This is a genomic window from Cuniculiplasma divulgatum (genome assembly GCF_900083515.1).
Taxonomy (GTDB): Archaea; Thermoplasmatota; Thermoplasmata; order Thermoplasmatales; family Thermoplasmataceae; genus Cuniculiplasma; species Cuniculiplasma divulgatum.
This window is the reverse complement of record NZ_LT671858.1, coordinates 1,507,503-1,521,412: the sequence shown is the minus strand read 5'-3', so window position 1 is coordinate 1,521,412 and position 13,910 is coordinate 1,507,503. Positions and strand designations below refer to the sequence as shown.

Sequence of the window (13,910 nt, the reverse complement as noted above, 5' to 3'; positions counted from 1 at the left end):
TAATGAATGAATAAGAAATATTTTAATCCTATTTAAAAAAAAGAATATTTCATTAATTCTATGGAATTTAAAAAATATCAGAAATCCAATATTACGCTTCTATCATATTTAGACACGAAATCCAGGGTTGCATTATGCCTGTTACTTTCACATATCTCTTCAAAGAATGCCCTGTAGGCAAGGTCTGTTTGTGAATATGGAAGAAGTGTAAGTATGTGTAGATCATTATTTCGAATTCGTAAGAATTGTCTGAACCTTATTACCGGTATCCTGTTCAATTTTTCTCTCCATCCCTGAAGAGTGTTATCTTTTAAGTTCATTCCATATAGCCCAGATTCTCCATAGATTTCATTTAACTGTGGATTCTCAACAGTTTCACCCGTATAGACAATGGCATTAATGCCATTCCCAGAAATTAAATTATTAGTACTTTCTCCTATGAAATCGTCTCTTACAAATCCTACTAAAGTTCTTTCTTCTTCAGTAAGAGGAATGGAAACCTGAACCATTCCGAGAGAATAAAACTGATCAAGTCTGTCAAGAATTTTCAATATTCCAGGTGATGGATCCATTGTTTCTATCTGCCCATCATCTCCATCTGTATAATTTGAGAGAATGTTAGAAATTTTATTCTTTACAGAATGGTGATACCTGAAATAGAAAGCTATGAGACCTCCCTTCAGATTTATCCTGTTAACAACCACTGATGGTAAATTCATAATCTCCTGAATATATTTCCATTTTTCAACGTGATTGATTCTCTCCCTTATGACATAATGTGAACCAATATTTTTTGCATCATATTTCTTCAAGAAAATTCTGTTCTTCTGTACCTCACCGAAAGAACTCGGAAAATTTATAAGCATATATTTTTTATCCCCTTCCTCAAGAATATTTATGGGAATCCTTGCCTCGATTTCCCTGGATGCCAGAAAAATCTCATTATCCTGTTTCATTGTCAGGACCATTCTTCGATCCAAAATTTTGTCAATGTCAGCGAAGTGCATGTGATCCTATTTCCTCAATAGTATTAAATAGTTACTATTTTATAGGTTATGAATAATTCTCCAGTAAATGATAAATATATGATGCAAAAGTCACTCATAAAGGCAAAAGGTTTGTAAATGCAAATTAGGCTACAATAGGAGAAAATGCAGAGATGAATTACTATTAAGGTATTTAATGACTTATAATATGGTACGTTTGTGTGCCAATCACTCAAAAATGATGACTAAATTAATTAAAAATCTCCTTAAAAGAGGCCAGAGATTTGAGTGAAGGATGCCAGTTTGGAAGGTCTTCCCTGGCATCGGATGCTATTTTAAGTATTTCATTTCTGAACAGTGAGGGAAAAACGATCCATAAATTGAACACGGGTTTGTCGAGTTTTTGGAATGCTGCTATGGTTGGAATTCTCTTCACATGCATCTCAGAAACGAAATACGACAGGAACGCATTGTCGGTTGTTGCTTCGTAAACACTGTCTTTTATAACTTCAGTCATAACCTCTGCCTTAGATGGTTTTTCTGACATAATATACACCCCTCTTATGGGGTCAGTACCATATGGCTTCTTTAGAATTCTATACCAGTGATCACCCATTGGATTTTCTGGCATTTCCATCTCTTTTTTGGGTGGAAGGAGTTCAAACTGTGCAATTGAAAGTTCACAGCGCTGGTCTATCTCGTCCAAAATTCCAGCAAAGCCATTATTAGGACCCACATATTCCAGCTTTCCCTCCTCAATGGTACTAAGTTTTCCGAGTATTATATCAGAGGCCTTATTTGACTGTGAACTGTTGAAGATAAACTGTGTATGAAAAATCCCATCCCTGATCCATATTGAAATCAAAACAAATGATGGAATTTCCAGAAGTGATTTTATTAGTTCAACATATTCAAATCTCTTCACAATACTTCTTCTTACTCTCCATATTTCATTTTCTAGAAAGCCGTCAGATTCACGCAAGAATATATTTAAATCTCTTTCCATTTCCCTTCTGTTTTGAAAAAATAGGTTTATTTCTGTGTTTTGTCCATCAAAATACAACCCAACTTCAGAGTTTATCTTGAGCTTTCTGGAAGCCCTCGTTATGGCTGATTCGGGAGAGAACGAAATATGAAGTTTCCAGTCAAGAAGGTCAAGTTCCTTAAACTGTGTGCCCTTTCCCATATACAAATTGCATTCATTACTAGTATAATATGTCTTTTAAAACTGCAGATGCTGGCAATGGTAAATATTGTCATTAAAGTCTTTCTTTTTCTACTTATTATTTTAAAATTTGATGAAGGCCTACATTCATTTTATAAGAGTTTTGATCATTTTTGACTCAAATTCTACTAATCTTCTAAATATAATTAGAAACATAAATAGTACAATCAAATAATATTTCCTTTTATAATATAATGAAAATCTGCAATGTGATTATTCTAATCTAAAGAAATGTTTATGTTAAAGGGAAAACTGTTTCATTATAATGAAGTGATCTTAATAGAATTGCTCAAAAAGAATTAAAACCATGTAATGCATAACGTGATATGTACATAAGGGAGATAGATAGGACTCTTGATATGTATCTTGAGCTCAAGGTTAGACAGGATACAGAGTTTTTCAAGGCAACTGCAGATCTGGAAATGAAACTCCCGGTATTTATATATGACAAGGATGGCCAAACATGGATAAGCACCTACTTTCCAAAGAACAGTAAAATGCAGAAACTAAATCTGCTGCTCAATAAATTCAACGCATCGGAAAGAGAAATGTCATTTGTTGTGGACTCCACTATAAGTGATGATAAGGAACTTATTTTAATAGATAAGCTTGTAGAAATCCCATCCCTGATAATCAACGGTTCAGACATGAAGGATGGCTTTCTCAACGTTTATGCCAGATTCCACAGCAGCCAAATAGAAAAAGTTTCGGAACTGCTATCAAACTATGCTCCAAACTCAAAGAATGCAAGAATCACATGGCTTGGTCCAAGTCCTGGCATAATGGAGATGATGAATAATATAAACAAAGATTATCCACTCTCCATCGTAACATATGTAACACCAATCAACAGGGAAGACATACACACAAGGGAAATTCCTGATAGCCCAAGGATAATTGCTGAGGTTAAGAGCAGCGGAGCAGCGAAGGGGGATATTAACACCATAGTATTCTGTGACCTGCCGGTAGATGACCTCGAGATTATTGATTCCAAAAGTCATCTTTACCAGATGCAGTTGAGAAGCCCTTTCCCATTTCTTGTAAGAAACAGGGCAAATGAACAGCATATAATGAGAATCGCCTATTTTGGCAAGTTGCTCTCAGGAAAAATAGAAGTTACGGTATTCCTGCCAACAGATGTAATATACGAGTTCTATAAAATTCTATATCAGGTAGCAGAGGAAACAAAAAATGAGGTAATTGTAAAATATCTAATACCTTATTCTGAAAATGTCTGGGATTTTATTTAACAACATTAGTTCATAATACCACGCATCGAAAATTATTTCGTTGCCTGTTTCGAACTTCGAGAATAAGTTACATGGATAATGATTATATTAAGTATTAACAAAAGCCTTAGAACAATAAATAAATATTATTACTCAGCCACTAAATATTATTTTACCACAAATTAAAGCGTAATGCTATCTGTTATGATCTCATTCATGATATATATTTACGAGATTAATTCTTTAGTAATTTATTTGTTATTAGTTGTTCATTTTTATGCAGGGCAAGTGTACAAATCATTAAAACCATTCTAACATTAGGAACCTAAAAAAGTCCATATAAAAATAGCTAATAAGAGATGATCTATATTTAAACAGTGGTAAAGATGAATCATAGAATATACCTGGGAAACAGTCTGGAAATTCTAAAGAAAATAGAGCAAAATTCAGTAGACATGATTTTTGCTGATCCTCCGTATGGAATGTCAAAATCAAAGGGGCTCAGCTGGGCATTCAGCAGCCACGTTACAATGCAGGAAGTTTGGGACATATTCACCAGAGACGAACTTTTTGAATTCAATATGAACTGGATAAGTGAATCGCTACGCGTTCTGAAGCCAGGTGGAAGCTTCTGGGTTTGCGGTTCATTTCACAACATATACCAGCTGGGTTTTATCATGCAGCATCTAAACATGAAAATCAATAACAGTATTGTATGGTTCAAGCCAAATGCTCAGCCTAACATCACAACAAGAATGTTTACTGAAAGTACTGAACATCTAATATGGGCAGTGAAGGATCACTCTAAAAAGAAATGGGTATTTAATTACGAAAAAATGAAAGAACTAAACGATGGCAAACAAATGAGGAATATGTGGTCTATTCCTGTAACACCGAAGAGTGAAAAATGGGCTGGAAACCATCCCACACAGAAACCTTTTGAGTTGCTCAAAAGAGTTATCCTTTCATCAACAGTTGTAGGAGATACTGTTCTGGATCCATTTCTTGGGTCTGGAACAACTTCTGTTGTAGCTGAATTTTACAGTAGAAACTCAATTGGAATAGAGATTAACAATGACTATGTAAATTTAATAAAAACAAGACTAAATTCAACAAGAGAGGGAATAGAGGACGAAACCACTGAGATTGAATTTGTTGAAATGTAATTCATAAAAGTTCTTTATTATTTGAAAATTAAAAGTGAGTTTCTTTAACTTCAAATGAGAAAAATTCTATCAGTCTTTTCTTCTCTCATATCCAGGAATATCTTTTGGCTCCCAGCTTCCATCTTTTTTTCTGTAATACCCTTTTTCATAATTTTTATCGAACTCATTAGTATTCATTAATGCACCATCTGGAATTATTGAACTCCACCCATGACCATGAAGCAATATTTCACCATGGTCGGGATAATGAACAACCTCCTTTGTTCTGGGGTCTGCATTAGGATGAACCTCAATGTCAAGTATCCTTACAGAAGTTCCCTGATCCGCTAATATCTGACTTGTCAGATCAGGACCGGCAGGTTTCGAGATAAAGTCTCCTCTTTTCACAACTCTCTCTTTTCCGTTCATCCTCAATGTTGCACTTCCATCCAGTATAAGGTAAAATTCATCTATGGTTGAATGTGAATGCAGCCTGGCTGATACCTGATCAGGACCAAGTAGCTCAACAGTCGCAAAAACCCTGCTCGGTCCAAGAAGAGGCATGAGGTTTCTAAAACTGTAATTCTCAGCTATGAGCTGCTGTGCCTTCTCAGCTTCGTCAAGATCTTCATCATAAACATTTGTTATTGGAAAAGTCCATTGATTTTTATTTGATTCATCATCACTGTCTATGATCACCTCATCAAACCACATTGAAAGTATTCGTATCAGAAACACCAGTGAAGATTCTTCCATATCATTGATCTTGAATGTTTTTGTAACATTTTGTTCCTGTCTCATAAATCCAGATTGATTTCCAAGAACTGTCCACAACCAGTTTGTAAATGGATAAAGTAAGTCACTGTAGTGAGGATGTTTTCCTGTGATTCCTGGAAAAAATAGCTCCCAAGCAAGATCCAGTCTGATTTGTTCTGTTCCAGTTTCCTTTTTTGTCAGGACTGCCTTCATAGTCTTCATAACTTTGATAAATATATAAGGATTATGCGAATAAAAATTCGAAATTTTAGATTGTTTTAAGAAACAGTTTCCTTCAGCATACATCAAGTCAAAAAATTCGTATATTCATGACATATAGTTAATATGTCATTGAAAACATAATAAAACATCGTTTAAAGTGATAAGGCAATAGCAATTTGTAGTTAGCGGGTCTGAGGGGGTTCGAACCCCCGGCCTATGGATTAAGAGTCCATCGCTCTACCTGGCTAAGCTACAGACCCAGCCATCCTAAATCTTTACATCGGTTTAAAGATTTTCATTGTTGTATGTTTCTTTTATTCTACCCTAGTATGAGCTTCATCGTTCACCGATGAAAGGAAAATATGTTTATGTATGGGTGCATGGGGTAATGAAAAACATGTTTCAAACAGTTGTGAACCTGAAAACGTTCTCTGAAAGCATGGGCCAAAACACTGTAAGTCTACTGAGAAAGTTAAGAAATGAAAAATCATCACCATCATTAAAAATTGCAGTGCCGGTAACAAGAATTCATCTTGGAAAGGAATTTGAAAATTTGATATCTCAGCATGTGGATTCAGTTTCCTTTGGAGCTCATACTGGACACATCTTAATGGAAGATCTAATTACCTTTGGCATAAAGGGATCTCTATTGAATCATTCCGAGAAAAGAATACCAAAACCGATCATAAAGAGTACTATTGCAAAAGCAGCTGAACTCGATTTTAACCTGATCATTTGTTCAAAGGATCTTGACGAAACAAAAGAAATATGTCAAATGGGGGCGACGGTTGTGGCATACGAACCACCAGAGCTTATAGGCGGTGATATATCGGTGGCCATCTCAAAACCACACATTATAGAAAAGGCTGTTGAGATCTGCCAGAGCTATGATGCTAGGCTTCTTGTTGGCGCAGGCATTAAGACAAAAAAAGATGTGGAAATTTCAAGGGAGCTTGGTGCATCTGGCATTCTTGTTTCATCGGGAGTGGTTAAGGCAAAGGATCCTTTTTACGCGTTAAATTCATTAATGATATAAACATCTCAGAAAAAATGCCTAAGCCTAAAAATGAACCATTGTTTGAAGAACCAGAATTCAGTGAGGAGCAATTTCTCAGATATGAAAAGGATAGGGCAAAGAGTACAATTGTTGTTTTTCTTCTGGCCATCGGTTCCGGCTTACTTGAAGGCTATCTTCAGATTAAGGGTCTGGGTGAACTTTCAATACTACTGTTTATTGTGCTTTTCATAGGTTTATTCAAAATACTTGGAATTTTGAGGATAAAACTTCCGGTAAAAGGAAGTCACAAGTTTTACATGCTTATGGTATTTTTGCTTGCATCTATTCTATTCTGGTCCATAGCACTTAATCCACCGGTAAGTATCAACACCTCTCCTGATCTTTCACTTCAGATAAGCCATAATGGCGTATGGGTAGCAGTAAATCAGACGAACGGAGAATATGTTCTTACATCGGGTCCAAATAACTATTCTCTTAGAGATTTGATATCATTCAATGCAAACGTATCATTCGTCAAGACGTCTGCCCTGGTCAGTGGTGCTGCTTCACCTTCAACAATAATAAGTCAGCATTATAAGGATAAGGCAATATACCTGAATCTGAAGGATCTGGGTTATCTTGCATCAGTCAAACTGGTTACAGAACTTCATTCGGGATCAAAGTATTACAATGTAACCCAGCAAGTAGCATTCGCTCAATGATTTAAGGAAAACGCGAAACTTATAAATAGAAATAAATAAGAAGAATAAATCTCCCTGTGAGCAGGTGTAGTGTAGTCTGGTCTAGCACGAGAGCCTTCCAAGCTTTCAACCCGGGTCCAAATCCCGGCACCTGCATCAAACGTAATTCTGTTATGGACTTTTATATAAAACTCTCTAAATTCCTTATATAGGTAACATGTTAACCATAACAGTTAAGAATATTTACCAACTTTTCAATCACTGGGGAAAGGAATGAAAGATAATATTGCTGAATTTAGGAAAATATTTGGAGATAGAATACTTGAAAAAAAGGAAGATTTAGTGCCATATATGAAGGACGCATCATATTTTGAGGGAAATATTCCCATGGCAGCAGTCATCCCCAAAAATTCGGAGGAGATCTCCAAATTAATGAAAATATGTTCAAGAGAAAAGATTCAGGTTGTAATGCGTTCAGGAGGCTCTGCACTGACAGGCTCTCCTGTACCAAACGAAGACTCCATTCTTATAAGCATGTCCGCAATGAATAGAATTCTGGAAACCCATTTAGATGATGGTTATATTGTTGCCGAACCCGGCCTAAGACTGGATGATCTAAATAATTATCTTTCGAAACTTGGTTTTTTCTATCCTCCTGATCCTGCCAGTTCAATGGCTGCAACCGTTGGAGGAAGTATATCAACAAATGCAGGAGGTCTAAGGGCATGCACATACGGCACAACAAAGGAATGGATATTAGGTCTTGAACTCGTACTTCCCAGTGGGGAAATAGTAGAGGTAGGAGGAAGAACACTGAAGAGGACCAAAGGTTATGATATTACTGCACTAATGGCAGGAAATGAAGGCACACTGGCTATTATAACAAAGGCGTATCTTAAAATCTGGCCCATACCAGAGGAAATAGGAAGAATTCTTGCCTATTTCAAGGACGTGGAAAAAATGGGCAGATCTATTTCTGAACTTAAGGGGAGAGGAATAATACCATATATCGCAGAATTCATGGATAAACTTTCTCTGGAAACCATAAAGAAAGCCAGAAATATAGATTCACCAGAGAGTAGCAACTATTTACTGATGATAGATATAGCATCAACCCACGAATCCATAGATAGAATGCTTGAGGATGCGAAGAAAATAATTGAGGCAGAAGGTCCTATTGTTATAAGAATCACCAGAGACAAGGATGAAATGGCAAAAATGTATGAGGCAAGAAAGGGGCTTTATTCATCATCACTTGGTCTCAGAGACTTCAAGGATGAATATATAGAAATAGGTGATGTTGTTGTTCCACCAAGCCAGCTCCCCGAATCCCTAATGGAAATAGAGTCCGCACTTAAGGAATATAATCTAAAAGCAGTATTATTTGGACATATTGGAGATGGCAATATTCACGCCAATATACTTGTGGATTTGAATAATAAGGATCACGTGGAAAGGGTAGAAAAGTTTCAGATGGCAATTGCAAAAATTGCGCTGAAGCATGGAGGATCTGTATCTGCAGAACACGGCATAGGACTGGAGAAAAAAGAACTTTTGTTGGAGGAGTTGAGGGAAAGAAATTCAATGGAGGTGCTCACATTGATGAAGAATATAAAGAAAGCCTTTGATCCAGAGGGCATAATGAACAGGGGTAAGATTTTTGACTGAAAAATCAGAGTACAGCCTAAATCTCCTTGAGAAGCTTGAGGATGAGGTAAATAGCTGTATTAACTGTGGTTTTTGCGAGTCTGTATGCCCGACGCTACCATCCAGTGGCTTCAGATCTTCCATAGGGGCCAGAGGAAGGGTTGATGTGGGTAAGGAAATGATAAGGGAAATCAAAGGGAAGGGGGTAATTGAACTTAAGGTCGATGAATCCTTCTACAGTTGCCTTGATTGCTACGCCTGCCTTCAGGTATGCCCCGCCGGTGTGAATGCAGGGAAGGTGAGTGAAATAGGAAAAGAAATTATCACATCTGGAGAACTGACCATAGAAGATCAAAAAAATCCCATTGCGAACATGATAGTAGAACTAACAATGAAATACAGAAATCCACTTGGTATAAGGGAGGTATGTGCAGGATGGTCAGCAGGTCTTCAGTTTGAATCAGAATCAACCAATCTGCTTTATACCGGAAATATGTACCAGATGATGGCATATAACGAAACACTGCGAAAAATAGAAAAATCAATGGGGGATGCTTTTTCCAAGAATATGGCCAGGTATTTAACCAAACATTCAGGATTATCCAAATATATGAAGTATTTCAGAAATAAGAAAACAGAGAGGGAAATGAACAGTTATTTAAAAAATATTTACAGTCTTTTAAAAGATTCAGGTATAAAATTCACATATTTGCATGAGGAAGAGCCCTATCCAGGGACATTCATTCACGACCTTGGTTACGAGAAGGAATTCAGTGAGTATGCAAAGTATCTTTGTGATCTGTTTCACGAAAGAAAGGTAAAGACAATTATTACTGTCGATCCTCACACATATGATCTTTTAAAGAATACCCTACCTTCATATGTAACAGATTTTGATTTTAAGGTAATTTATTACCTCGATCTTTTAGAAGAAAATGATTTCCAGAGAACTTCTGATAATATAACATATCACGAGCCCTGTCATCTTGTTCTCAGAGGTGAGGGTTATAACAGGCCAAAAAAGTTGCTTGAATCAATCGCGAAAGTAAGTATGCCATATCGCTCAGGGAAGAAGGTATTCTGCTGTGGAGGACCAGACGAATTACTCTATGGAAAACTCTCCTCAAATATATCAGAAGAGAGATTCAGACAGCTAAAGGAAACTGGAACCGAGAAAATCATTACAGCATGTCCTATATGCCTCTCAAATCTTAAAAAGGATGATTCTGTTGAGGATATTTCCTCCTATCTAATAAGCAGAAGAAAGGATAATCTTAAAGAGGTTCAGTAGTCATAAATTTTATTGTAATATTCTTTGAATAACAAAATAAATTCATTATCTTCATAATATTAAAATTGTTAATTTATATATAGGAATTAGATATTTGTAGTGATGAAAGAAACTGCAATTCTTGTAATAGATCTTCAGAACGGAATGCTTAACGGTGAAGAAAAAGTTTTCATGAAAGAAGATCTTATAAGAAATGTGAAAATGATTTTGGATTCTGCAAGGAAGAAGAAGTATCCAGTCATAATGATTCAACACTCAGGAAAAAAAGGGGATAGTCTCGAACCAGGAACTGAGGGATGGGCAATTTACGACGAATTCTTATCAAAGGAATCTGAGACAGTTATACATAAGAACTATCCCGATGCATTCTATGAAACCGATCTTGATATGGTGTTGAAAAGTGAAGGAATTAAGAACCTGATAATTTGTGGAATGCAATCGGAGCTTTGTGTTGATTCAACAATCAGGGATGCTTTTGCCCATGGATATAAGATCATTCTTGCATCAGATGGGCATAGCACATATGATAGAAAGAATATTAGTGCAGGTCAGATAGTGGAATTAGAAAACAGTGTACTTGGAGAATGGTTCGCAGATCTGAAAAGTAGTTCAGAACTGGCAAAATCTATTGAAGCCAAAAAATTCGATTAATTACCATAGTGGATAATCCAAAAAATCTAAATTTTGTAAAGGGTTTTTATAAACCCAATGTTACGTCTACTCATTAATAATTTACACAAGTCTCTGTGCTTCGTATACTTCGTGTTTTGTTGGTGGATTTACCTTTTCGAGGAGATCTTTCATGTCTTTAACACTTGGTGCTTCCCAGTTGCATATTGCCATAGATTCAGATCCTATGACGTTTATGGATTTTAGCTGAAATCCTGCTGGAAGTTTTCCATCCTTGGACATCTGCACTATGCTCCCTACAACCTTTGTTACCTCTTCTCCATTCTTTGGTTTCCATCTGTGCTCAACAATTACATTTGCCATTTTTTATCACCAATACTCATATCAATAGATAAGGTATATATTTATAGCCAACGTGGATTGGCTTTCATGAGGCAAATCGATCTTGTTATAGATAATCACCTTGCATTCAACCAGTTATCTAAGGATTTTGCAAATATAAAATTCTTGAGATGGTGCAATTCTAATATAGACTACCTTGAATTCTACGGGAAAAATAATGATCTGAAGGCTCTCGAAGATGAATTTGCAAATATAGAACAGAAGCTTGGAACAACCATAGTCTACAGAGAGAACAAAGAAGGTAAGGTGGAACTCATGATGAAATGCAGGTGCAGCATCCAGAATTCATCAATACGCATAGCTGAATCACTCTATTCCCTGTGGAAAGGTCCAGTGGTTTACGATAATGGACTGGAAACTATTACTCTCATAGTCATTGAGACTGGTACAATTGAAAAACTAATTCAGGCATTCGAAAAATATGGTGAGGTAAAAATAAAAAAGAGTAAGTCCATACATCCAGAAACACTGAGAAGTGTATCAACTGTTTCCGTATCTGATATTTTCTCCGACTTAACTGTAAAGCAGGCAAAAATTATGCAAATAGCACTTGCCAATGGCTACTTCAAAATACCAAAGGCCACAGAAATAGAATCTCTTGCAAGAATTGTTTCCCTTTCTGAATCTACAGTTGAAGAGCACCTTAATAAGGCGAAGAACAGAATACTAAACAACATTTCACCCTTTCTGGAACTGTTCTTTCTTTCTGAGCAGGAGTAAGTTTCCAAAAAGTATGACTATCTACCATAATATATACCAGTGCACCATGCTTAACAATCCATAGAACGAAAAGGAATTAATAAATCTTTAAATACGGTCTTACATTATCTGAAAGAACAGACCATACACCAGTGGCAATGTTAACGCATCCACAGTTGAGCACAAAAATTTTTGTTGCAAAACAGGTGTAACGGTAGAGGTGAAAAAAATATGGCAACACCACATCATCCTAGAAGAGGATCTATTGGATACTATCACAGAAAGAGAAAGCCTAGCTTAAAGTCTACAATCAGAAGCTGGCCAGAGATTGAGGGAAATGTTAAAATCCAATCTTTTGGAGGCTACAAGGTTGGTATGACACATGTTGAGATGGTAGATTACAGAAAGAGTAGTACAACAGCAGGAAGAAATATAATGGCTGCTGTAACAGTAGTTGAGGTACCACCAGCAAAGGTAGTTTGTGTCAGGGGATATTCTGAAACCGAAGACGGATTAAGAGTAACCTATGAAAAGTGGGCAGACAATCTGGATAAGGAGATTTTTGAAGTAATTCCAGAGGTAAAAAAGAAAAACGAAAGAGAAATTCCACAGGATCTCACAGAAGTTAGAGTTATGCTGATGCTTCAGCCATGGCTTATCACAGGGGTTCCAAAGAAAATACCTGATATTTATGAAGCCAGAATTGGGGGTTCAACAGTAGACGCCAGAATCAAATATGCCACTGAAAAACTGGGAAAAGAAATAGAATTTACAGACTTTTCAAAACCAGGAAACTTTGTGGATGTTATATCAGTGACCAAGGGAAAGGGATTCACAGGTCACGTTGAGAGATTTGGAGTCAAACTTCTTCCAACAAAAAATAGAAATCACAGAAGAATGATAGGAACACTGGGTCCATGGCACCCAGACTGGATAAGATGGCAGGTTCCTCAGGCAGGACAAATGGGATCGCACCAGAGGACGCAGCAGAACATGAGGATCATAAAATATGCCAAATCCCAGGGTCAGGATGATATCAACGTTAAAGGAGGATTTGTAAACTACGGATTGGTTAGAACAAATTATGTATTGATTCACGGTTCAGTTCCAGGTCCAATAAAGAGGTTAATTAAATTCAGGGATCCATCAAGGCAGAAATCTCCATCTGTTGAGAATCTGGAAGTTGCATATATATCCAGGGAATCCAAGCAGGGTGATTAAAAATGAAAACATCAGTTTACAATATGGAAGGAAAGGTTGATCACGAGGTAGAGGTACCTCAAATTTTCCAGTCTGAGTTAAGAGAAGATATAATGCAGAAGGCTTTCAGAGCAGTAACACTTTCATACAGAAAGCCCTACGGCTCCTCACCCAATGCAGGACTGAGGAGAGTTGGGCATACATCAGGGCCAGGAATGGGTATTTCTAGAATGCCCAGAGTATCCGGAAGTTCAAGGGCAGTATTACTCGGAAGCACAAAGGGAGGTAGAAGTCCACATTCTCCAAGAGCAGAGAAGGTACTCAAACTAAAGATAAACAAGAAAGAAAAAGAGATAGCATGGAAAACCGCATTGACCATGGCTGCAAATGCTGACATGGTAAGGAAAAGAGGTCACATGTTTTCTGAAGAACTTACCTTCCCTGTTGTTGTTAATGATGATATTAACAATATTAGAAAGACAAGGGAGGCAAGAAATTTCCTTCAGTCTCTTGGTGTATGGGACGATATAGAAAGGGCGAAGGACAGAACAAAGATCAGGGCTGGCAGAGGTACAATGAGGAACAGGACGTACAGGACACCAAAGAGCATTCTTATTGTAACAGACTCTCCAATGCATCTTACAGCTTTTAAATCTCTTCCAGGAGTTGAGGTATCGCACTGTAAAAATATTTCAATATCAAAACTCGCTCCAGGAGGAAAAGGAGGAAGACTGATCCTTTTTACCGAAAGCTCAATTAAGAATATGGGGGTAGAATGAA

14 protein-coding genes and 2 tRNA genes are annotated in these 13,910 nt (G+C 36.9%); 11 read left to right on the top strand and 5 right to left on the bottom strand.

Going from position 1 to position 13,910, the window contains the following annotated elements; genetic code table 11:
* Positions 1-77 precede the first annotated feature (77 nt).
* On the bottom strand, positions 78-1,007 hold the full coding sequence (locus tag CSP5_RS07565) for a hypothetical protein (protein ID WP_148690024.1): 930 nt from the start codon (positions 1,005-1,007) through the stop codon (positions 78-80).
* A 229-nt stretch (positions 1,008-1,236) separates the two neighbouring features.
* Positions 1,237-2,172, bottom strand: coding sequence for a hypothetical protein (locus CSP5_RS07560; protein WP_148690023.1), 936 nt, complete (start codon positions 2,170-2,172; stop codon positions 1,237-1,239).
* 365 nt (positions 2,173-2,537) lie between these two features.
* On the opposite strand from CSP5_RS07560, the gene CSP5_RS07555 reads away from it, so the two are divergent.
* Both CSP5_RS07555 and CSP5_RS07550 read left to right on the top strand, forming a co-directional pair.
* The gene (locus CSP5_RS07555) at positions 2,538-3,461 is read left to right on the top strand and encodes a hypothetical protein (protein ID WP_148690022.1); all 924 of its coding nucleotides are present in this window, start codon (positions 2,538-2,540) and stop codon (positions 3,459-3,461) included.
* Between the two features lie 365 nt (positions 3,462-3,826).
* Positions 3,827-4,606, top strand: coding sequence for a DNA-methyltransferase (locus tag CSP5_RS07550; protein WP_172399439.1), 780 nt, complete (start codon positions 3,827-3,829; stop codon positions 4,604-4,606).
* A gap of 69 nt (positions 4,607-4,675) precedes the next feature.
* On the opposite strand, the gene CSP5_RS07545 is transcribed toward CSP5_RS07550, so the two are convergent.
* Together CSP5_RS07545 and CSP5_RS07540 are read right to left on the bottom strand one after the other, a co-directional pair.
* On the bottom strand, positions 4,676-5,563 hold the full coding sequence (locus tag CSP5_RS07545) for a cupin domain-containing protein (RefSeq protein ID WP_206744751.1): 888 nt from the start codon (positions 5,561-5,563) through the stop codon (positions 4,676-4,678).
* A gap of 186 nt (positions 5,564-5,749) precedes the next feature.
* Positions 5,750-5,823 (bottom strand) — tRNA-Lys (locus CSP5_RS07540).
* Between the two features lie 128 nt (positions 5,824-5,951).
* Here CSP5_RS07540 and CSP5_RS07535 point away from each other — a divergent pair.
* The 6 genes from CSP5_RS07535 (at position 5,952) to CSP5_RS07510 (ending at position 10,850) form a co-directional block, all read left to right on the top strand.
* Positions 5,952-6,599 (top strand): triose-phosphate isomerase, encoded by a 648-nt coding sequence (locus CSP5_RS07535; protein WP_172399437.1) that lies wholly within the window; start codon positions 5,952-5,954, stop codon positions 6,597-6,599.
* Positions 6,600-6,613: 14 nt separating this feature from the next.
* The gene (locus tag CSP5_RS07530) at positions 6,614-7,282 is read left to right on the top strand and encodes a hypothetical protein (protein WP_021790172.1); all 669 of its coding nucleotides are present in this window, start codon (positions 6,614-6,616) and stop codon (positions 7,280-7,282) included.
* Between the two features lie 60 nt (positions 7,283-7,342).
* A tRNA-Gly gene (locus tag CSP5_RS07525) sits at positions 7,343-7,417 on the top strand.
* A gap of 117 nt (positions 7,418-7,534) precedes the next feature.
* A complete protein-coding gene (locus CSP5_RS07520) occupies positions 7,535-8,929 on the top strand; it encodes an FAD-binding oxidoreductase (protein WP_148690018.1) in 1,395 nt (464 codons plus the stop codon).
* Positions 8,922-10,199 (top strand): (Fe-S)-binding protein, encoded by a 1,278-nt coding sequence (locus CSP5_RS07515; RefSeq protein WP_021790170.1) that lies wholly within the window; start codon positions 8,922-8,924, stop codon positions 10,197-10,199. Before CSP5_RS07520 ends, CSP5_RS07515 begins: the two co-directional genes overlap by 8 nt.
* A 102-nt stretch (positions 10,200-10,301) precedes the next feature.
* Complete coding sequence (locus CSP5_RS07510) at positions 10,302-10,850, top strand: cysteine hydrolase family protein (protein ID WP_148690017.1); 549 nt, start codon at positions 10,302-10,304, stop codon at positions 10,848-10,850.
* A gap of 81 nt (positions 10,851-10,931) precedes the next feature.
* Here the strand turns inward: CSP5_RS07510 and CSP5_RS07505 are convergent, their stop codons facing one another.
* Positions 10,932-11,192 (bottom strand): hypothetical protein, encoded by a 261-nt coding sequence (locus CSP5_RS07505; protein ID WP_021790168.1) that lies wholly within the window; start codon positions 11,190-11,192, stop codon positions 10,932-10,934.
* 66 nt (positions 11,193-11,258) lie between these two features.
* Between CSP5_RS07505 and CSP5_RS07500 the strand changes: the two genes are divergently transcribed.
* From CSP5_RS07500 to rpl4p, 3 genes are all read left to right on the top strand, one after another.
* Positions 11,259-11,951: a helix-turn-helix domain-containing protein gene (locus CSP5_RS07500; RefSeq protein ID WP_077076538.1), complete on the top strand. Its 693-nt coding sequence runs from the start codon at positions 11,259-11,261 to the stop codon at positions 11,949-11,951.
* Positions 11,952-12,161: 210 nt separating this feature from the next.
* A complete protein-coding gene (rpl3p, locus tag CSP5_RS07495; protein WP_021790166.1) occupies positions 12,162-13,151 on the top strand; it encodes a 50S ribosomal protein L3 in 990 nt (329 codons plus the stop codon).
* 2 nt (positions 13,152-13,153) lie between these two features.
* Positions 13,154-13,909 (top strand): 50S ribosomal protein L4, encoded by a 756-nt coding sequence (rpl4p, locus tag CSP5_RS07490; RefSeq protein WP_148690016.1) that lies wholly within the window; start codon positions 13,154-13,156, stop codon positions 13,907-13,909.
* Position 13,910: the final 1 nt, after the last annotated feature.

Bases quoted from the DNA above. Each gene is read 5' to 3' on its own strand.
- CSP5_RS07565 (WP_148690024.1), bottom strand. From the start codon at position 1,007: ATGCACTTCGCTGACATTGACAAAATTTTGGATCGAAGAATGGTCCTG.
- CSP5_RS07560 (WP_148690023.1), bottom strand. From the start codon at position 2,172: ATGGGAAAGGGCACACAGTTTAAGGAACTTGACCTTCTTGACTGGAAA.
- CSP5_RS07555 (WP_148690022.1), top strand. From the start codon at position 2,538: ATGTACATAAGGGAGATAGATAGGACTCTTGATATGTATCTTGAGCTC.
- CSP5_RS07550 (WP_172399439.1), top strand. From the start codon at position 3,827: ATGAATCATAGAATATACCTGGGAAACAGTCTGGAAATTCTAAAGAAA.
- CSP5_RS07545 (WP_206744751.1), bottom strand. From the start codon at position 5,563: ATGAAGACTATGAAGGCAGTCCTGACAAAAAAGGAAACTGGAACAGAA.
- CSP5_RS07535 (WP_172399437.1), top strand. From the start codon at position 5,952: ATGAAAAACATGTTTCAAACAGTTGTGAACCTGAAAACGTTCTCTGAA.
- CSP5_RS07530 (WP_021790172.1), top strand. From the start codon at position 6,614: ATGCCTAAGCCTAAAAATGAACCATTGTTTGAAGAACCAGAATTCAGT.
- CSP5_RS07520 (WP_148690018.1), top strand. From the start codon at position 7,535: ATGAAAGATAATATTGCTGAATTTAGGAAAATATTTGGAGATAGAATA.
- CSP5_RS07510 (WP_148690017.1), top strand. From the start codon at position 10,302: ATGAAAGAAACTGCAATTCTTGTAATAGATCTTCAGAACGGAATGCTT.
- CSP5_RS07505 (WP_021790168.1), bottom strand. From the start codon at position 11,192: ATGGCAAATGTAATTGTTGAGCACAGATGGAAACCAAAGAATGGAGAA.
- CSP5_RS07500 (WP_077076538.1), top strand. From the start codon at position 11,259: ATGAGGCAAATCGATCTTGTTATAGATAATCACCTTGCATTCAACCAG.
- rpl3p (WP_021790166.1), top strand. From the start codon at position 12,162: ATGGCAACACCACATCATCCTAGAAGAGGATCTATTGGATACTATCAC.
- rpl4p (WP_148690016.1), top strand. From the start codon at position 13,154: ATGAAAACATCAGTTTACAATATGGAAGGAAAGGTTGATCACGAGGTA.